Origin of the sequence: Pseudomonas sp. B21-012, assembly GCF_024749305.1 — a bacterium.
Lineage (GTDB): Bacteria > Pseudomonadota > Gammaproteobacteria > Pseudomonadales > Pseudomonadaceae > Aquipseudomonas.
In genome coordinates this window covers 36,134-52,571 of the sequence record NZ_CP087197.1, presented here as the reverse complement: position 1 = coordinate 52,571, position 16,438 = coordinate 36,134, and the positions used below count along the sequence as shown (strand labels likewise).

Sequence of the window (16,438 nt, the reverse complement as noted above, 5' to 3'; positions counted from 1 at the left end):
ATGAACATCGCCGCTTTGCGCGAGCAGATTACCCGTGCCCGTCAACATGAGACCGAAACCGGCCAACTGAAAACTCAACTGGAAAACCAGCTGCCCCACCTGCACCCTTCGATCCATCTGCCAGAGGCCGATGCCCAAGGCGCCCTGGTGCGCTTCGTCGACGCCTATATCGATCAGGTACCGGAACTGCTGGAGGCGGCCAACGAGGTTGCCCGCGAAGCCGGCATCGAGTCGCAGATCAAACCGGTGCTGAAAATCGCCGAGCAGTACTTCCTGCAACCGCCCGCCATCACCGATACCCACCTCGGCCTGGGCTGCCTGCTGGATGAGGCCTACCTGGCCCATCGCCTGGTGGAAGAAGTTAACGACTTGTACATCAAGCACTTCAACCAGCCGCTGATCCCGCTCGACACCACTGTGGCCAACCTGATCGCCCACCAACTGATCGGCGAGCAGTTTGCCAATCAGCTGGATGAAGTGGTGCACCACTCGGTGGACGAGATGCTCAACGAAGAAAGCTTTGCTCTGGAGTCGGTCGAGCAGTACCGCGACAAGCTCAGCAGCCCGAACACCGGCGAAGCCTGGAAGCGCTGGCCGTGCCTGTCGCGTCAGCTGGGTGTGGGCCTGGAGCTGGATCAGTCGGCTTGAGGCTGATTCGGTTCAAGCCCCCAACCCGGCGGTTGTCCGCACCCGCCCTTCGACCCGGCGCTTGAGCCGCCGCTGCTCGATCAGCAGCCGCGAGCCCTTGCCGGCATTGGCCCGGCCCCAGTCCTCGAGCAGCTCCAGGCAGGAGTGGTCGATGTAGCTGAGGTTGGCCAACGGCACGTGCAGGGTGGTCCCGGGCGGAATGCCTTCCAGCACCTGGGCCAGTGCCGGCACCTTGAGAAAGGTCGCCGCACCGCTCAGGCGCAGTTGCATATGGCCCGGTTGCTCAAGGCTGACCACGCTGATTTTCAGGCGTGCGGCCTTGAGCGCAAGCTTCAGCAGGGTCAGGGCAAAACCGAGCAGTACGCCGGTCAGCAGGTCGGTGAAGATGATCGCCAACGCCGTCGCCGCATAGGTGAACATCGGCATCCGGCCATAGCGCCCCAGCCCGCGAAAGGCCTTGAAATCGACCAGCTTGATCCCGGTGTAGACCAGTACGCCTGCCAGGCTCGCCACCGGAATCTGCTGCAGCACGCTGCTGAGCACCACCACGAAAGCCAATAACCAGACCCCATGCAGGATCGCCGACAGGCGCGTTTGCGCCCCGGCCTGGACGTTGGCCGAGCTGCGCACGATAACCCCGGTCATTGGCAGTGCCCCCAGAAGGCCACAGAGCATATTGCCCAGGCCCTGGGCCGACAGTTCGCGGTCAAAGTCCGAGCGCTGGCCGTTGTGCATGCGATCGACAGCGGCGGCAGATAGCAGGGTTTCGGCGCTGGCGATAAAGGCCAGGGCAAAGGCGGCGACCAGCAGGTTGGGGTCGGCCAGGTGGAGCAGGTCGGCCGGGCTCAGCCAGTCGATGGCTTCGCTGAGGTTAGCCGGCACTTCGACGCGGTTCACCGGCAATGCCAGCCAGATGCTGATCGCGGTCATCAAGGCCACGCCTAGCAAAGCCCCAGGCACGAAGCGCAGCGACTGCGGGCGCAAGCGCTCCCACCCCCACATGATGGCGATGGTACCCAGCCCGAGCGCACCGGCTTGCCAACCATTGCCCGGGCTTTCCAGCGGCAATGCCTGGGCCAGGGTCGCCGGAAAGCCCAGTAGGTTGGCCAGGCCCGAAGGTTGCGGGGCGCTGTCGAACATCACATGCACCTGGGACAAGACAATCAGCACGCCGATACCCGCGAGCATGCCGTACACCACCGCCGGCGCCGTGACCCGGAACCAGCAGCCCAGGCGCAAACGGCCGGCGAGCAGTTGCAGCAGGCCGGCCAACAGCAGGATCGGGCCGAGCATCGCCACGCCATGCTGGCGCACCAGTTCGAACACCAGCACCGCCAGGCCGGCGGCCGGACCGCTGACCTGCAACGGCGAGCCGGCCAGCCAGCCAACGACGATACCGCCGATGATCCCGGTGATCAGGCCCTTGGCCGGTGGCATGCCCGAGGCGATGGCGATGCCCATGCACAAGGGCAGGGCGACCAGAAACACGACTACTGACGCCAGTAATTCACGCGGCAAGGCCGCTTTCACTTGTGTCTTGTTCACCCTGTTACTCCTTCTCTCACGTTTCATGGCCATTCCAATGGCCTCTGGCACAACCCCTGACTTACGCGCAGCCGCATACCGCCAGCGGGCGCCGGCACGGCAATCAGGGAGATTCAAGGCAGCCGATGACCAGGCCGCACCAGGCAGGTGCAGCCGTCAATCAGCGATTCGCGGGGGTGTCAGGGACGCTTAGTAGCGGCCTTTTGGGGTGGCGCAGGGGATCGGCTGGCCTTGGGCTAGCGGCAGGAAGCTGTCGCTGGCGGCGTCATAGGCCTCGATCTGGCTGGTTTCGATGTCGTAGATCCAGCCATGGATATACAGCTGGCCGGCTGCCAGGCGCGAAGCCACCGACGGGTGAGTGCGCAAGTGGTGCAGCTGGGCGATGACGTTTTCTTTGGTCAGCACCTGCATGCTTTCATGCTCGCTGCCACAGGAGCAGTTGTCTTCGACCACCGTGCGGGCGACCTCGGCATGGCGCAGCCAGGCTTTGACCGTCGGCATTTTCTCCAGGCTCTGCGGGTTGAGCACCGCGCGCATGGCGCCGCAATCGGAGTGACCGCAGACGATGATGTGGTGAACGCCCAGGGCCAGCACCGCATACTCAATGGCGGTGGACACACCGCCGTTCATCTGCCCGTAGGGAGGCACGACGTTACCGACGTTGCGGGTCACGAACAGGTCGCCAGGGGAGCTCTGGGTAATCAGCTCGGGCACGATGCGCGAGTCGGCACAGGTGATGAACATCGCACGGGGCTTTTGCGCGGTGGCGAGTTTCTTGAACAGCTCTTGCTGCTCGGGAAAAACGTCATGATGGAAGCGCAGGAAGCCGTCGACGATATGCTTCAGAGCGGCATCGGCGCTCTCGGCTGGGGCTTGCGGGACAACCTTGGATGGGTCCTTGACGGGCATGATTCATCCTCTTTGACGGTTTTGGGTTAAGTCCATTTTACCGGGTTGATGATTCAAACGGCGTATGACAGTTGGATGAAATACGCGCGCCAACCATCACATCAGTTGTTGACTGAATTCCTACGCTACTCGGCGAAACTTAACTCAAACTGAATTGCGAGGCTCTAGAACGGGCGTTCCAGAGATTCAAAGAGGTGTCTGGATAATAGCAAAAAAACATTAATGGCCAATACCCATTAATGAAATCAGAGCAGCGACATCTGCCCGCCTGGAGGACAAAACGCTGTGCAATCAAGCGCGTAGCCTTCGCGCCGATTCAGCCCCAGGCGGCGGATCGCCTTGCTGAAGCGTTGCGCCAGCAACTCGGCAAATACCCCCTCGCCGCGCATGCGCGCACCGAAGCGGCTGTCGTACAACTCACCACCGCGGCTCTGGCGAATCAGGCTAAGGACATGATTGGCCCGTTGGGGGTAATGGTCCAGCAGCCATTGCTCGAACAGCGGTGCCACCTCCAGCGGCAGGCGCAGCATCATGTAGGCCGCGTTCAGGGCGCCGCTGGCCTTGGCCGCCTCGAGCAAGTGCTCAAGCTCGCTGTCGTTGATCATCGGGATCATCGGCGAACACAGCACACCCACCGGCACACCGGCCTCGGTCAGCACCCGGATCGCCCGCAGACGTGCCTTGGGCGCCGCTGCCCGTGGCTCCAGCGTACGCTTGAGCTCGTCGTCCAGGGTGGTCAGGCTGATCATCACCTGTACCAGATTCTGCCGGGCAAGCTCGGCGAGCAGGTCCAGGTCGCGCAGAATCAGTGAGCCCTTGGTGACGATGGTGACCGGGTGCCGGTAGCGCAGCAGCACTTCGAGCAGGCGCCGGGTCAGTTGTTGCTCGCGTTCGATGGGCTGGTAGGGGTCGGTGTTGGAGCCCAGGTTGATCGGTGCGCACACATAGCCAGGCTTGCTCAGTTGCTGTTCGAGCACGGCGGCAGCGTTGGTCTTGGCAATCAGCTTGGTTTCGAAGTCGAGCCCCGGCGACAGATCCCAATAAGCGTGGCTGGGCCGGGCATAGCAGTAGATACAGCCGTGCTCGCAGCCGCGATAAGGATTGATCGAGCGATCGAAGGGCAGGTCGGGCGAGTTGTTGCGGGTGATGATGGTCTTGGCGGTTTCGATGCGTACTTCGGTACCCTGGGTCAGGGGCACTTCCTGGTACCAACCGTCATCCTCGGCCACCGAGCGATTCGGGGCGAAGCGGTTATGGGGATTGCTCGCGGTGCCACGACCCCGCACCGGCCCTTGAGGATTGAACATGAAAAACCCCGGGTACTGTTTTTATATACAGTACACGGGGCTAGTGTTCGATTCCAGTACCGCTGGGCGCCAGCCGAAAATGCTGGCGCTGGCACGTTTACTCGGTTGTCTTCTTCAACTTCGGATTGGGGAAGAACTGCACCGTCTGCACCGTGGTCGCGGCAGGTTTCACCTCGACCTTGTTGACCCGCGTACCCAGTTCCTTGGGCACCGACAGCCCTTGCTCGTTAAGGGTGTCAGAAAAACCGCAGGCCACACATTCCCGGTGCGGAACGCTGTCTTCACTCCACATCATCAGTTTGTCCGGCTCGCTGCACGCCGGGCAGACCGCCCCGGCGATAAAGCGCTTTTTCGTTACCACAGGCCCATCACTCATGCCGCCACTTCCTCACTCAGGCCACTGTGGCGCAAGAGTGCATCGATTGACGGCTCGCGGCCACGGAAGTCGACGAACAGCAGCATCGGCTCCTGGGAACCGCCACGGGCCAGGATCGCTTCGCGAAAGGCGCGGCCGGTGTCGGCATTGAGCACGCCTTCTTCTTCGAAGCGCGAGAAGGCGTCGGCCGACAGCACTTCCGCCCACTTGTAGCTGTAGTAACCGGCTGCGTAGCCACCGGCAAAGATATGCGCAAAGCTGTTAGGGAAGCGGTTGTACGCCGGTGGGCGCATGACCGAAACCTCGTCGCGCACGCCTTCGAGCACTTGCAGCACGCTGCGGCCGTCGCCGTGGCTGGCATGCAGTTCGAAGTCGAACAGCGAGAATTCCAGCTGGCGAACCATCATCAGCCCGGACTGGAAGTTCTTCGCCGCCAGCATCTTCTCCAGCAAATCCTGGGGCAGGGCTGCGCCAGTTTCGTAGTGGCCGGAAATCAGCGCCAGGCCTTCAGGCTCCCAGCACCAGTTTTCCATGAACTGGCTCGGCAGCTCGACCGCGTCCCAGGCCACGCCGTTGATACCGGAGACACCGGCATGCTCGATGCGGGTCAGCAGGTGATGCAGGCCATGGCCGAATTCGTGGAACAGGGTGGTGACTTCGTCGTGGGTCAGCAACGCCGGCTTGCCGGGGGCGGCCGGGGTGAAGTTGCACACCAGGTTGGCCACCGGGCTCTGCAGCTGGCCGTCAGCGGTCAGGCGACGGTCGCGGGCGCCGTCCATCCAGGCACCGCCACGCTTGTTGGCGCGGGCATAGAGGTCGAAGAAGAAGCGCCCGACGTGCTGGCCGTGCTCCTTGATTTCGAACAGGCGCACGTCCGGGTGCCAGCTGTCGAAGCCCTTGAGTTCGGCAATCTCGATGCCGTACAGGCGCTGGACGATGGTGAACAGGCCGCTCAGCACCTTGTCGATCGGGAAGTAGGCGCGCAGGGTTTCCTGGGAAACGCTGTAGCGCTGTTCACGGAGTTTTTCCCCGTAGAAGCCGCTGTCCCAACTCTGCAGGTCCGGGCAACCCTGCTCGGCGGCATAGGCCTTGAGCTGGGCCAGGTCCTGGGTGGCAAACGGCTTGCTGCGCTTGGCCAGGTCACGCAGAAAGCTCAGCACCTGGTCGCTGGACTCGGCCATCTTGGTCGCCAGGCTCAGCTCGGCGAAGTTGGCGTAACCGAGCAGCTCGGCCAGCTCCTGACGCAGGTCGAGAATCTCGGCCATCACCGGGCCGTTGTCGAACTGGCCGGCATTCGGGCCCTGGTCGGAGGCGCGAGTGCAGTAGGCGGCGTAGATTTCTTCGCGCAGGGCGCGGTCTTCGGCGTAGGTCATTACCGCGTAGTAGCTGGGGAACTCCAGGCTGATCAGCCAGCCGTCGAGGCCCTTGGCCTGCGCCGCGGCGGCCATTTGTGCTTTGGCCGAATCAGTCAGGCCGGCAAGCGCCGCTTCGTCGCTGACATGCTTGGTCCAGGCCTGGGTGGCGTCCAGCAGCTGGTTGGAGAAACGGCTGCCCAGCTCGCTGAGCTTGCTCTGCACTTGCGCGTAACGCTGCTGCTTTTCGGCCGGCAGGTCGATACCCGACAGACGGAAGTCTCGCAGGGCGTGTTCAAGAATAGTTTTTTGTGCCACATCGAAGCCGGCAGCTTCGGGGCTGGCGATCAATGCCTCATAGGCCTGAAACAGCTCGCGGTTCTGGCCCATTTCGGTGGCATACGCGCTCAACGCCGGCAAGCAAGCCTCGTAGGCTTCGCGCAGTTCGGCGCTGTTGCACACGGCATTGAGGTGGCTGACCGGGCTCCAGGCGGCGCCCAGGCGGTCGTTGAGTTCGTCCATGGCCAGGATCAGGCCGGCCCAGCTCGGGCTCTTGCCCTGGGCCTTGAGGATGTCGGCAATGGCTGTACGGTTGTCGGCCAGGATCTGTTCAATCGCCGGCTGCACATGCTCGGCACGGATCGCCGAGAAGGGCGGCAAGTCATAAGACTGCAGAAGCGGGTTGTTCGCACTCACGGTTAAACACCTTGGCAGAAGAAACACTTCCCCATCTTAATTACAATCGACGCCGACCGCAGCCCTATCCATACCAAAGAGAATTACTATCATGGCCATCCGTAGCTTCCAGCATCACACTCCCAGGCTTGGCGAACGCGCCTTTGTCGACCGCAGTGCCGTGGTACTGGGTGATGTCGAGATCGGTGCCGACAGTTCGGTGTGGCCATTGACGGTGATCCGCGGCGATATGCACCGCATCCGCATCGGTGCGCGCACCAGCGTGCAGGATGGCAGCGTGCTGCACATCACCCATGCCGGGCCGTTCAACCCGGACGGTTTCCCGCTGCTGATCGGCGATGAGGTAACCATTGGTCACAAAGTCATGCTCCACGGCTGCACCCTGGGCAACCGCATCCTGGTCGGCATGGGCAGTACCATCATGGATGGCGCCGTCGTCGAAGACGAAGTGATCATCGGCGCTGGCAGCCTGGTACCGCCGGGCAAGCGCCTGGAAAGCGGGTTTCTGTACGTCGGCAGCCCGGTCAAGCAGGCCCGCGCCCTGAGCGAGAAGGAGCGCGCGTTCTTCCCCTACAGCGCCGGCAACTACGTCAAACTCAAGGACCAGCACCTGGCCGAAGGCTATCACCTGCCCGAGTGAACCTGTCCACCGCCTTATTCGAGACCGCCATGCACCAGCAAAACATCCTCTTTGACCTCGACGGTACCCTGACCGACCCGCGCCTGGGTATCACCCGCTCGATCCAGTACGCACTGGCCAAGCTGGGCATCGACGAGCCGGACCTGACGCGCCTGGAACACTTCATCGGCCCGCCGCTGCTGCAGGCCTTCATGCAGTTCTATGATTTTGATGAGGCCAAGGCCTGGGACGCGGTGAATTTCTATCGCGAACGCTTCAAGGTCACCGGCCTATACGAAAACCAGGTGTTCGACGGCGTCAGCGAAATGCTCGAAACCCTGCAAGGGCAGGGCCGCACCCTGTATATCGCCACCTCCAAACCTTGGGAGTTTGCCCGCGAGATCGCCCGCCATTTCGACTTCGCCAAGCACTTCAAGGTGATCTACGGCAGCGAGCTGGATGGCACCCGCACCAACAAGGTCGAGCTGATCCGCCACCTGCTGGCCGAAGAAGCCCTGGACCCTGCGCACACCCTGATGATCGGCGACCGCAAGCACGACCTGATCGGCGCCCGCAGCAACGGCCTGGAAGCGGTAGCGGTGGGGTATGGCTTTGGTAGCCATGAAGAGCTGACGGCGGAGCAGCCGGCCTACCACTTTGCGACCTTGGCGCAACTGCACCAGGCGTTCCAGCGCGGCTGAGACCCTATCGCGGGGCAAGTCGGGTCGCCGCACCGCCGCTCCCACTGTAGGAGCGGCGGTGCGACGACTCGACTTGCCCCGCAATGCTTTTCAGCGCCTGCTGACGCTGCTCAAGGGGTAGCCGCCCGAAAGCTTCTACTCGCTGATAAAACACCTGCCAATCGCCGCCCACCTCGGCAAACAGCTGGGCAAACGCCGGCACCCACTGGTCGTACAGACCAAACGGCAACAACTTGGCATTGTTCATCGGCGCATTGATCCAGGCGTCATAGCGTCCGACACCGCCCCACTGGTTATCGCGCAAGGCCCGGTATTCACGGCGCAAGCGTTCGAATTCGGCCTGCTTGCCCGCACGCTTGGCGGGTTCGGTGAGCGGCGCCGCATACAACGCCTTGAGCCGTTCGCGACTGGCCAGCACCAGGGCGACGAACTGCTCGCGCTGCTGGCTGCCATCTTCGACCAGCGTTGGCAGGCCCCGCGCCGCCCGCCATTGGCGAGTGCCTTCCTGCTCGACAAAAGTAGCGAAGGACTCGTTGAACGCAGTGTCGTCCTGGACATAGACGCGTTGATGGGCCAACTCATGAAAGATCACCGTGGCCAGGCGTTCATCACCCCAGCCAAGCATGGAGCTGAGGATCGGATCGTCGAACCAGCCCAGGGTCGAATAGGCTTCGACACCGCCGACATAGACATCCAGCCCTTGTTGTTTCTGCAGCGCAGCCGCCCCGCGCGCGGCGCCCTGGTTGTAATAACCACGGTAGGCAACACAGCCGGCAATGGGGAAGCAATGAGTCTGCGGCTCCAGCGACAACTCGGGTGTGGCGAATACGTTCCAGACCACGAAGGGCCGGCCGATATCGGCATAAACCCGATAGCTGCGGTTGTCCGGCAGCTTCAGCTGCGCGCTGGCGAAGGCGCGAGCTTGCTCGGCGTGCAGCAACTGCTGGCGCAATTTACTGTCGGTGGCCGGGTCGGCTACCAGCTCGGCAACCGGCTGGCGCGCCTGCAACAGCTGCCACTGACCGCTGGCCAGTTGCCCGTAGTAACTGACACTGGCACAACCGCTCAGCAGCCCGATGGCCAACAAGGGAACCAAGTAGCGAAAAAGACGGTCGAGTGCCCCATGACTTGAGCGCAACAAAAGAAATAGTCGAAGCATTGGTGTCCTGTATCCGCTCAAGTACTCATCCGCTTCAAGACTATCCTGCCCGGCTGGAGTTTTGCCATGCGTACACTGCTCGTCGTCAGCACTGTTGTGCTTCTGTCCGGCTGCGCCGGCCTTCCTGCGCCTGACCCCAACCAGGCCTGGATCGACCTTGCCCCTGGTGAGGACGATACCTTGCACGCCGTCGAAGTAGACGAGCGCGCCTGGGCCGACAAACGCTATTTCGAAGTACCGCCAGGCAGCCATGAGCTGACCGTGCGCTATCTGTTTGCGGTTACGCCAAGCAATATCGGCCCGGTCAACGAGCCACTGTGGCGCGATTGCCAGCTCAATGTGAAATTCAATGATTTCAGTGCCGGCCAGCGCTACCAGCTTGAAGCCGGTAGCATCGGCTTCCGCCCCTGGGCCAAGCTCTATGACGAACAGCGCAAAGTGGTCGGCAAAGGCCAGCCGGCGGGCTGCCAGCGTACCTAAAGGCGTGAATGGCGCTATGCTTATGCTTTGTAACCCGCACGTCGGAGTTCGCCATGCGCCAGCCTGTGATGCTGCTCGCAATCAGTACCCTTGGAGCTTGCGTTAGCCCCCTGCCACCTGTGGATAACAAACAGGCCTGGGTCGACCTCTACACCATCACGCCGGGCAAGACACTGATGGCCGAACGGCTCGATGGCAAACGCCTGACCGATGGCCGGTTCTTTCAGGTGACGCCCGGTGCCCACGAGTTGGTGGTGCGGTTCGACTACGAGATCTACTCCGGTGGATTCAGTACCGACCCGACCGAGCGCACCTGCTACCTGACCATCAAGTTCGCGCATTTCAAGGCCGGCCAGCGCTATCGCCTGGAAGCCCGGGCCCCGGCCATGCAGCCCAGCGCCTACCTCTATGATGCCCAGCGCAAGATGGTCGCCGAAGAGTCCAACGACGTCTTCTGCACCCCCTGAGGCCTAGCGATCATTCTTTTGGTAGATGATCTTCTTGGTGCCGCCTTCACAGCTGCCGACCACCATGTTCTGGTCGTGGACCTCGTCATTCTTGACGATTTCCAAGGTGTAGGAACTCACGTTGTTGGCCTGGATCTTGGCTTCGATCTCGGCCTTGAGCTCTTCACAGGGTTTCGGCGCGGCCAGCGCAGCGGTTGCCAGCAGCGAAGCCAGCACAGCGATTGCAACACGGATCATGGGACAGCTCCTTGTGGCGGCAGTCGTTCTACCGACCCTCATTTGACCACAAGAAGCGCGCCCCGGTTCTGCCTTAACTCAGCAGCGTCGCATCCAGGCTGATTTTCGCGTTGAGCACTTTCGACACCGGGCAACCGGCCTTGGCCTTGTTGGCAATCTCAAGAAACTGCGCTTCGCTAGCCCCGGGGACCTTGGCCTTGAGGATCAGGTTCACGGCAGTAATGGCAAAGCCATCCGGCAATTTGTCGAGGGTCACTTCGGCGATGGTATCGATGCGCTCGGCGGTCATGCCCGCTTCACCGAGCATCATTGACAGGGCCATGGAGAAGCAGCCTGCATGCGCCGCGCCAATCAGTTCCTCCGGATTGGTACCCGGCTGGCCTTCGAAGCGGGTATTGAAGCCATAAGGGTTCTGCTTGAGAGCGCCGCTTTCAGTGGAAAGCAGGCCCTTGCCATCCTTCAAGCCACCTTGCCAGATAGCTGATGCTGTCTTTTTCATAAAGCCTCCTGAGCTCCCTGGGGCGCGGGATATCGCGCCTTGCCTTAATTTCAGAGAGCCCTGACGCAGGCAAGTTCAGAAGGATTACAAGCCCCGGCATTGATTCCTGCAGATGTGCCCATACAGAGCTAGAAAGGCCGTTGGATTGTTTGCGGCCACTCGACTGCCCAGGAGGCGCCAACGCCCATGAAGCAACTTGCCGATATCAAGATTTCCACCCTCGACCTGGTGCCAGTACGCGCCGACAGCGGCCCGGCGCAGTCCCTGCGCAACTCACTGGACCTGGCGCAACACGTCGAGAAGTTTGGCTACAACCGCTTCTGGGTGGCCGAGCACCACAACATGGATGGTATCGCCAGCTCCGCAACCTCGGTGCTGCTCAGCTACCTGGCCGGTGGTACCTCAACCATTCGTGTTGGCGCCGGCGGGGTGATGCTGCCCAACCATGCGCCACTGGTGATCGCCGAACAGTTCGGCACCCTCGCCAGCCTGTATCCCGGGCGAATCGACCTGGGCCTGGGCCGCGCGCCGGGCTCCGACCAGATGACCGCCCGCGCCCTGCGCCGCGAACGCTCGGGCAGTGCCGACGACTTTCCCGATGACGTCGAAGAACTGATGCGCTACCTGGGCCCGCGCACGCCGGAGCAGAAGGTCATTGCCGTGCCGGGTTACGGTACTGAAGTGCCGATCTGGCTGCTGGGTTCGAGCCTGTTCAGTGCACAGCTGGCCGGCATGCGCGGTTTGCCCTACGCCTTCGCCTCGCATTTCGCTCCACGTTACATGCACGAGGCGATTCGCGTGTACCGCAACCACTTCCAGCCCTCGGCGGTGCTCGACAAGCCTTATGTGATGCTTGGCGTACCACTGGTGGCGGCCGAGACCGATGAACAGGCCGACTACCTGGCCACCTCGGTGTATCAGCGCATCCTCGCCCTGATGCGCGGGCAGAGCCTGGTGCAACGCCCGCCAGTGGAGACCATGGACGGCCTGTGGCTGCCGCATGAGCGGGAAGCGGTGGGCAGCTTCCTGGGCCTGGCGATGGTCGGCAGCCCGCAGAAAATCCGCGCCAAACTGGAGGTGTTGCTGGAGCAGACCGAGGCGGATGAGCTGATCTTCACCTGCGACCTGTATGAGCATGCCGACCGCATACGCTCTTATGAGCTGCTGGCGCAGACGGTTTTGCGCAGCTGAGGGCCCCATCGCGGGTCAAGTCGAGTCGTCGCACCGCCCCACATGTAGGAGCGGCGGTGCGACGACTCGACTTGCCCCGCGATGGATTCAATATCGATCAGCCGCGCTTGTAGACGATTTCCTTGGTGCCGCCTTCGCAGCTACCCACGACCTTGCCGTCTGCGGCAGCGCCTTTATCGACGATCTCCAGCGAGTAGCCGCTGACACCCTTGGCGTCCAGCTTGGCTGCTATTTCGCCCTTGAGCTCTTCACATGGCTTGCCGGCTGCCAGCGCAGTACCGGCCAGCGTCATCAAACCTATCGCTACTACCAACTTCTTCATCGATCGCTTTCCTTGTTCAGATCAAAATAGAGAAGGGCGCCAGGAAGGCCGGGCGCCTCAGGACTGTGTAACGCAATTGACCCGCACAAGCCAGTGTCGCCGCATCAGCTGTTGACGATGCGAAAGCCCACTTTGAGCGTGACCTGAAAATGCGCGGCCTTGTTGTCCTTGATATGGCCTCGGGTGTCGACCACTTCGAACCACTCAAGGTGCTTGATGCTCTTGCCTGCTTCGGCCAGGGCATTGTTGATCGCCTCTTCGATAGAGGTGGGCGACGAGCCGACCAGTTCGATTTTCTTGTAGGTGTGATGATCAGACATAAGCAATCTCCTTTTTTAATGTGAGATAGAGCCTAGCAGCGCCGGGCTGTTTTACCTGCGAGGGGTAAATGCCGTTAAAAGTTCGACTGCACTTTCCCAGCAGCCTGTAGTCGGAACCTACACAGCTCAACTCAACCTCGAAGGAGAGTCACCATGGCCAACACCTCGCTGCGTAAAGCTTCGCTGCAAAGCATGGAAGCGGAAATCGAAAGCCTGCTCAAGTCACTGGAAAGCCTCAAGGACGATGCCTCGGATGAGTCGCGCAAAACCCTCAAGACGCTCAAGGGCAACGCCGAGAATGCCCTGCGCCATTCGCGCAGCCTGCTCAGCGATGCCTACGAAGAAGTAAAAACCAAGACCCGCGAGACTGGCCTGGCCACCCGCGATTACGCCCAGGAACACCCGTGGACCACCGCCGGTGTCGCCGTTGGCGCCCTCGGCCTGCTGGCCGCCTACCTGATGTGCAAACGCGGTAACTAAGCGGCCTGGCGCGCAAGCTCCGCGCGCAACCAGCCGGCCAATTGCTCGGCGCGCCCGTCTGCGGCGCGTCGCGGCACCCACAGGGCCAGCGCGGCCTGGGTTTCGCAAAAACCCCATGGCGCCGCCAGGCGCCCGGCGCGCAAGTCGTCGGCTACCAGCGGTTGCGGCGCAATCGCCACGCCCAACCCTGCCACTGCAGCCTCCAGCAAGTAATACAAATGCTCGAAATCCTGCCCGTAACGCAGCGCCTGCGGGTCGATACCTTGCTGCGCCGCCCAACTTGGCCAGGCTTGCGGGCGCGAAGTGGTCTGCAACAGGGTTTGCGTCAGCAACGCCTCGGCTGGCGCCTGCTGCAAGCGGCTGAACCCGGCAAAGTGCGGGCTGAGCACCGGGCCAATACACTCCTGCGCCAGCACATGCACTTGCATATCCGCAGGCCAGGGCGGCTCGGCAAACACCAGCAAGGCATCCAGCCCTGGGCGACGCGGGTCGAGATCACCTTCACCGGCCGACAGGTGCAGGCGCAGTTCCGGCAAATCCGCTTTTAATCGCCCCAGCCGTGGGATGAACCAGCGCGCCAGCAGGCTGCCGGAGCAACCGAGGACGAACGGCGCATCAGCGCCGCTCTGGCTGATGTCCGCACACGCGCCGCGCAAGCGCTCGAAGGCATCACTACTGGCATCGCGCAAACGCACCCCGGCATCTGTGAGTTTAAGGCCACGTCCTTCCTTAACGAACAAGGCCACCCCAAGGTGTTCTTCGAGCACCTTCAATTGCCGGCTGACCGCGCCGTGGGTAACGTGTAGCTGTTCGGCCGCCTGGCTGACGCTATTGAGCCGGGCAGTGGCTTCAAAGGCCCGCAGGGCATTGAGTGGGGGCAGGTCCTGGCGCATGACGTGTGAGTTTTCCTGACATGTTGTCGCAATCTTATCGGTTTTCAGTTGCGCGTGTCGTGGTTAGAGTAAAGCCATTCCCGACTTCACTACCGCCCTGGAGCGACCCATGACCCAGACCAACTTCCGCGCCGGCCCCGATGCCAATGGCCTGTTTGGCGCATTCGGCGGCCGCTACGTGGCAGAAACCCTGATGCCGCTGGTGCTCGACCTTGCCCGCGAATACGAAGCAGCCAAAGCCGACCCGGAATTTCTCGAGCAACTGGCGTACTTTCAGCGCGACTACATCGGCCGCCCGAACCCGCTGTACTTCGCCGAACGCCTGAGCGAACACTGCGGCGGCGCGAAGATCTTCTTCAAGCGTGAAGAGCTCAACCACACCGGCGCGCACAAGGTGAACAACTGCATCGGCCAGGTGCTGCTGGCCAAGCGCATGGGCAAAAAACGCCTGATCGCCGAAACCGGCGCCGGCATGCACGGCGTGGCCACTGCCACCGTCGCCGCGCGCTTCGGCCTGCCTTGCGTGATCTACATGGGCGCCACCGACATCGAGCGCCAGCAAGCCAACGTGTTCCGCATGAAGCTGCTGGGCGCAGAAATCGTTCCGGTCACCGCCGGCACCGGCACCCTCAAGGACGCGATGAACGAAGCCCTGCGCGACTGGGTCACCAACGTCGACGACACCTTCTACCTGATCGGTACTGTAGCGGGCCCGCACCCGTACCCGGCAATGGTCCGCGACTTCCAGTCGATCATCGGCAAAGAGACCCGTGAACAGCTGCAAGCCAAGGAAGGGCGCCTGCCCGACAGCCTGATCGCCTGCGTCGGCGGTGGCTCCAACGCCATGGGCCTGTTCCACGACTTCCTCGATGACGCCAGCGTGCAAATCATCGGCGTCGAAGCCGGTGGCCACGGGGTCGACACCGACAAGCATGCCGCCAGCCTCAACGGTGGCGTACCGGGCGTGCTGCACGGCAACCGCACCTACCTGCTGCAGGATGCCGACGGCCAGATCACCGACGCCCACTCGATTTCCGCCGGCCTCGACTACCCCGGCATCGGCCCGGAACACGCCTGGTTGCACGAAGTGAAACGCGTCGAGTACGTCAGCATTACCGACGACGAAGCCCTGGCCGCGTTCCACACTACCTGCCGCCTGGAAGGCATCATTCCGGCCCTGGAAACCTCCCACGCCCTGGCCGAAGCGATCAAACGCGCACCGACCCTGCCCAAGGATCACCTGATGGTGGTGTGCCTGTCCGGGCGCGGCGACAAAGACATGCAAACCGTGATGAGCCATATGGCCGCCCAGGAGAAACAGGCATGAGCCGTCTTGAACAACGCTTCGCCGAACTGAAGGCCGAAGGCCGCTCGGCACTGGTCACCTTCATCACCGCAGGCGACCCTGGCTACGACGCTTCGCTGCAGATCCTCAAAGGCCTGCCGGCTGCTGGCGCCGACGTCATCGAACTGGGCATGCCGTTCACCGACCCGATGGCCGACGGCGTGGCAATCCAGCTCGCCACCCTGCGCGCCCTGGACGCCGGTCAGACCCTGGCGAAAACCCTGCAAATGGTTCGCGAGTTCCGCGTCGACAACCAGACCACGCCGATCGTGCTGATGGGCTACTACAACCCGATTCACCGCTTTGGCGTCGAGGCCTTCGTGGCTGAAGCCAAGAAAGTGGGCGTGGATGGCCTGATCATCGTCGACCTGCCGCCGGAGCACGACGCCGAGCTGGCCACCCCGGCCCAGGCCGCGGGCATCGACTTCATTCGCCTGACCACCCCGACCACCGACGACGTGCGCCTGCCGCGCGTGCTGGAACGCAGCTCGGGCTTCGTCTACTACGTGTCGGTTGCCGGTGTCACCGGTGCAGGTTCTGCGACCACTGAACACGTCAGCAGCGCCATCAAACGTCTGCGCCGGCACACCGACCTGCCGATCAGCGTCGGCTTCGGTATCCGCACGCCAGAGCAGGCTGCGGCGATTGCCAGGCTGTCGGATGGCGTCGTGGTCGGTTCGGCGCTGGTCGACAAGATAGCCAATGCGGCCACTGCCGAGCAGGCTGTGGGTGATGTGCTCGAGCTGTGCTCGGCGCTGGCCCAGGGTGTGCGGGGTGCACGCAAGGCCTGATCCCTGTGGGAGCGGCGGTGCGACGCCTCGACTTGCCCCGCGATTGCGGTCCATCAGACAGATCGCAAATCGCGGGGCAAGCCCGCTCCTACCCCGGAGCT

At 62.5% G+C, this 16,438-nt stretch carries 20 protein-coding genes; 9 read left to right on the top strand and 11 right to left on the bottom strand.

The window, feature by feature from the left end:
* Positions 1 to 648 carry a hypothetical protein gene (locus LOY37_RS00260; RefSeq protein WP_213602813.1) on the top strand — a complete coding sequence of 216 codons (648 nt, stop codon included), beginning with the start codon at positions 1 to 3 and terminating at the stop codon, positions 646 to 648.
* 12 nt (positions 649 to 660) lie between these two features.
* On the opposite strand, the gene LOY37_RS00255 is transcribed toward LOY37_RS00260, so the two are convergent.
* The 5 genes from LOY37_RS00255 to prlC form a co-directional block, all read right to left on the bottom strand.
* Positions 661 to 2,220, bottom strand: coding sequence for a SulP family inorganic anion transporter (locus LOY37_RS00255; protein ID WP_258716100.1), 1,560 nt, complete (start codon positions 2,218 to 2,220; stop codon positions 661 to 663).
* A gap of 162 nt (positions 2,221 to 2,382) precedes the next feature.
* A complete protein-coding gene (locus LOY37_RS00250; RefSeq protein ID WP_045200712.1) occupies positions 2,383 to 3,102 on the bottom strand; it encodes a carbonic anhydrase in 720 nt (239 codons plus the stop codon).
* 245 nt (positions 3,103 to 3,347) lie between these two features.
* Entirely contained in the window at positions 3,348 to 4,409 is a 1,062-nt protein-coding gene (locus LOY37_RS00245) for a PA0069 family radical SAM protein (RefSeq protein ID WP_258608730.1), read from the bottom strand.
* Positions 4,410 to 4,506: 97 nt separating this feature from the next.
* Positions 4,507 to 4,785 carry a YheV family putative zinc ribbon protein gene (locus LOY37_RS00240; RefSeq protein WP_045200716.1) on the bottom strand — a complete coding sequence of 93 codons (279 nt, stop codon included), beginning with the start codon at positions 4,783 to 4,785 and terminating at the stop codon, positions 4,507 to 4,509.
* Positions 4,782 to 6,833: an oligopeptidase A gene (gene prlC / locus LOY37_RS00235; RefSeq protein WP_045200718.1), complete on the bottom strand. Its 2,052-nt coding sequence runs from the start codon at positions 6,831 to 6,833 to the stop codon at positions 4,782 to 4,784. The genes LOY37_RS00240 and prlC overlap by 4 nt, the downstream gene beginning before the upstream one ends.
* A gap of 91 nt (positions 6,834 to 6,924) precedes the next feature.
* Here prlC and LOY37_RS00230 point away from each other — a divergent pair, with 91 nt between their 5' ends.
* On the top strand, positions 6,925 to 7,473 hold the full coding sequence (locus LOY37_RS00230) for a gamma carbonic anhydrase family protein (RefSeq protein WP_045200720.1): 549 nt from the start codon (positions 6,925 to 6,927) through the stop codon (positions 7,471 to 7,473).
* A 29-nt stretch (positions 7,474 to 7,502) separates the two neighbouring features.
* Positions 7,503 to 8,153: an HAD family hydrolase gene (locus LOY37_RS00225; RefSeq protein ID WP_093387231.1), complete on the top strand. Its 651-nt coding sequence runs from the start codon at positions 7,503 to 7,505 to the stop codon at positions 8,151 to 8,153.
* Positions 8,154 to 8,157: 4 nt separating this feature from the next.
* Here LOY37_RS00225 and LOY37_RS00220 read toward each other — a convergent pair whose 3' ends face one another.
* Positions 8,158 to 9,312, bottom strand: a complete 1,155-nt coding sequence (locus LOY37_RS00220; RefSeq protein WP_408980676.1) for an aminopeptidase — start codon at positions 9,310 to 9,312, stop codon at positions 8,158 to 8,160.
* A gap of 66 nt (positions 9,313 to 9,378) precedes the next feature.
* Between LOY37_RS00220 and LOY37_RS00215 the strand changes: the two genes are divergently transcribed.
* Both LOY37_RS00215 and LOY37_RS00210 read left to right on the top strand, forming a co-directional pair.
* A complete protein-coding gene (locus LOY37_RS00215; RefSeq protein ID WP_195885372.1) occupies positions 9,379 to 9,792 on the top strand; it encodes a hypothetical protein in 414 nt (137 codons plus the stop codon).
* 53 nt (positions 9,793 to 9,845) lie between these two features.
* Entirely contained in the window at positions 9,846 to 10,259 is a 414-nt protein-coding gene (locus tag LOY37_RS00210; protein WP_045200724.1) for a hypothetical protein, read from the top strand.
* Positions 10,260 to 10,262: 3 nt separating this feature from the next.
* On the opposite strand, the gene LOY37_RS00205 is transcribed toward LOY37_RS00210, so the two are convergent.
* Together LOY37_RS00205 and LOY37_RS00200 are read right to left on the bottom strand one after the other, a co-directional pair.
* Positions 10,263 to 10,496 (bottom strand): DUF1161 domain-containing protein, encoded by a 234-nt coding sequence (locus LOY37_RS00205; RefSeq protein WP_045200726.1) that lies wholly within the window; start codon positions 10,494 to 10,496, stop codon positions 10,263 to 10,265.
* Positions 10,497 to 10,569: 73 nt separating this feature from the next.
* Complete coding sequence (locus LOY37_RS00200) at positions 10,570 to 10,995, bottom strand: OsmC family protein (RefSeq protein ID WP_213602820.1); 426 nt, start codon at positions 10,993 to 10,995, stop codon at positions 10,570 to 10,572.
* Between the two features lie 186 nt (positions 10,996 to 11,181).
* Between LOY37_RS00200 and LOY37_RS00195 the strand changes: the two genes are divergently transcribed.
* Entirely contained in the window at positions 11,182 to 12,186 is a 1,005-nt protein-coding gene (locus tag LOY37_RS00195; RefSeq protein ID WP_093377667.1) for an LLM class flavin-dependent oxidoreductase, read from the top strand.
* A 97-nt stretch (positions 12,187 to 12,283) separates the two neighbouring features.
* On the opposite strand, the gene LOY37_RS00190 is transcribed toward LOY37_RS00195, so the two are convergent.
* Entirely contained in the window at positions 12,284 to 12,508 is a 225-nt protein-coding gene (locus tag LOY37_RS00190; protein ID WP_093377672.1) for a DUF1161 domain-containing protein, read from the bottom strand.
* A gap of 104 nt (positions 12,509 to 12,612) precedes the next feature.
* Positions 12,613 to 12,828, bottom strand: a complete 216-nt coding sequence (locus tag LOY37_RS00185; RefSeq protein ID WP_010222667.1) for a dodecin — start codon at positions 12,826 to 12,828, stop codon at positions 12,613 to 12,615.
* Positions 12,829 to 12,981: 153 nt separating this feature from the next.
* Between LOY37_RS00185 and LOY37_RS00180 the strand changes: the two genes are divergently transcribed.
* Positions 12,982 to 13,308: a YqjD family protein gene (locus LOY37_RS00180; protein WP_045200734.1), complete on the top strand. Its 327-nt coding sequence runs from the start codon at positions 12,982 to 12,984 to the stop codon at positions 13,306 to 13,308.
* Here the strand turns inward: LOY37_RS00180 and LOY37_RS00175 are convergent.
* The gene (locus LOY37_RS00175; RefSeq protein WP_176794201.1) at positions 13,305 to 14,201 is read right to left on the bottom strand and encodes a LysR family transcriptional regulator; all 897 of its coding nucleotides are present in this window, start codon (positions 14,199 to 14,201) and stop codon (positions 13,305 to 13,307) included. The two genes, LOY37_RS00180 and LOY37_RS00175, sit on opposite strands and share 4 nt — an antisense overlap.
* 109 nt (positions 14,202 to 14,310) lie before the next feature.
* Between LOY37_RS00175 and trpB the strand changes: the two genes are divergently transcribed.
* Together trpB and trpA are read left to right on the top strand one after the other, a co-directional pair.
* On the top strand, positions 14,311 to 15,528 hold the full coding sequence (trpB, locus tag LOY37_RS00170; RefSeq protein WP_045200738.1) for a tryptophan synthase subunit beta: 1,218 nt from the start codon (positions 14,311 to 14,313) through the stop codon (positions 15,526 to 15,528).
* Positions 15,525 to 16,337 (top strand): tryptophan synthase subunit alpha, encoded by an 813-nt coding sequence (gene trpA / locus LOY37_RS00165; protein WP_258716099.1) that lies wholly within the window; start codon positions 15,525 to 15,527, stop codon positions 16,335 to 16,337. The genes trpB and trpA overlap by 4 nt, the downstream gene beginning before the upstream one ends.
* Positions 16,338 to 16,438: the final 101 nt, after the last annotated feature.

Bases quoted from the DNA above. Each gene is read 5' to 3' on its own strand.
- LOY37_RS00260 (WP_213602813.1), top strand. From the start codon at position 1: ATGAACATCGCCGCTTTGCGCGAGCAGATTACCCGTGCCCGTCAACAT.
- LOY37_RS00255 (WP_258716100.1), bottom strand. From the start codon at position 2,220: ATGAAACGTGAGAGAAGGAGTAACAGGGTGAACAAGACACAAGTGAAA.
- LOY37_RS00250 (WP_045200712.1), bottom strand. From the start codon at position 3,102: ATGCCCGTCAAGGACCCATCCAAGGTTGTCCCGCAAGCCCCAGCCGAG.
- LOY37_RS00245 (WP_258608730.1), bottom strand. From the start codon at position 4,409: ATGTTCAATCCTCAAGGGCCGGTGCGGGGTCGTGGCACCGCGAGCAAT.
- LOY37_RS00240 (WP_045200716.1), bottom strand. From the start codon at position 4,785: ATGAGTGATGGGCCTGTGGTAACGAAAAAGCGCTTTATCGCCGGGGCG.
- LOY37_RS00230 (WP_045200720.1), top strand. From the start codon at position 6,925: ATGGCCATCCGTAGCTTCCAGCATCACACTCCCAGGCTTGGCGAACGC.
- LOY37_RS00225 (WP_093387231.1), top strand. From the start codon at position 7,503: ATGCACCAGCAAAACATCCTCTTTGACCTCGACGGTACCCTGACCGAC.
- LOY37_RS00220 (WP_408980676.1), bottom strand. From the start codon at position 9,312: ATGCTTCGACTATTTCTTTTGTTGCGCTCAAGTCATGGGGCACTCGAC.
- LOY37_RS00215 (WP_195885372.1), top strand. From the start codon at position 9,379: ATGCGTACACTGCTCGTCGTCAGCACTGTTGTGCTTCTGTCCGGCTGC.
- LOY37_RS00210 (WP_045200724.1), top strand. From the start codon at position 9,846: ATGCGCCAGCCTGTGATGCTGCTCGCAATCAGTACCCTTGGAGCTTGC.
- LOY37_RS00205 (WP_045200726.1), bottom strand. From the start codon at position 10,496: ATGATCCGTGTTGCAATCGCTGTGCTGGCTTCGCTGCTGGCAACCGCT.
- LOY37_RS00200 (WP_213602820.1), bottom strand. From the start codon at position 10,995: ATGAAAAAGACAGCATCAGCTATCTGGCAAGGTGGCTTGAAGGATGGC.
- LOY37_RS00195 (WP_093377667.1), top strand. From the start codon at position 11,182: ATGAAGCAACTTGCCGATATCAAGATTTCCACCCTCGACCTGGTGCCA.
- LOY37_RS00190 (WP_093377672.1), bottom strand. From the start codon at position 12,508: ATGAAGAAGTTGGTAGTAGCGATAGGTTTGATGACGCTGGCCGGTACT.
- LOY37_RS00185 (WP_010222667.1), bottom strand. From the start codon at position 12,828: ATGTCTGATCATCACACCTACAAGAAAATCGAACTGGTCGGCTCGTCG.
- LOY37_RS00180 (WP_045200734.1), top strand. From the start codon at position 12,982: ATGGCCAACACCTCGCTGCGTAAAGCTTCGCTGCAAAGCATGGAAGCG.
- LOY37_RS00175 (WP_176794201.1), bottom strand. From the start codon at position 14,201: ATGCGCCAGGACCTGCCCCCACTCAATGCCCTGCGGGCCTTTGAAGCC.
- trpB (WP_045200738.1), top strand. From the start codon at position 14,311: ATGACCCAGACCAACTTCCGCGCCGGCCCCGATGCCAATGGCCTGTTT.
- trpA (WP_258716099.1), top strand. From the start codon at position 15,525: ATGAGCCGTCTTGAACAACGCTTCGCCGAACTGAAGGCCGAAGGCCGC.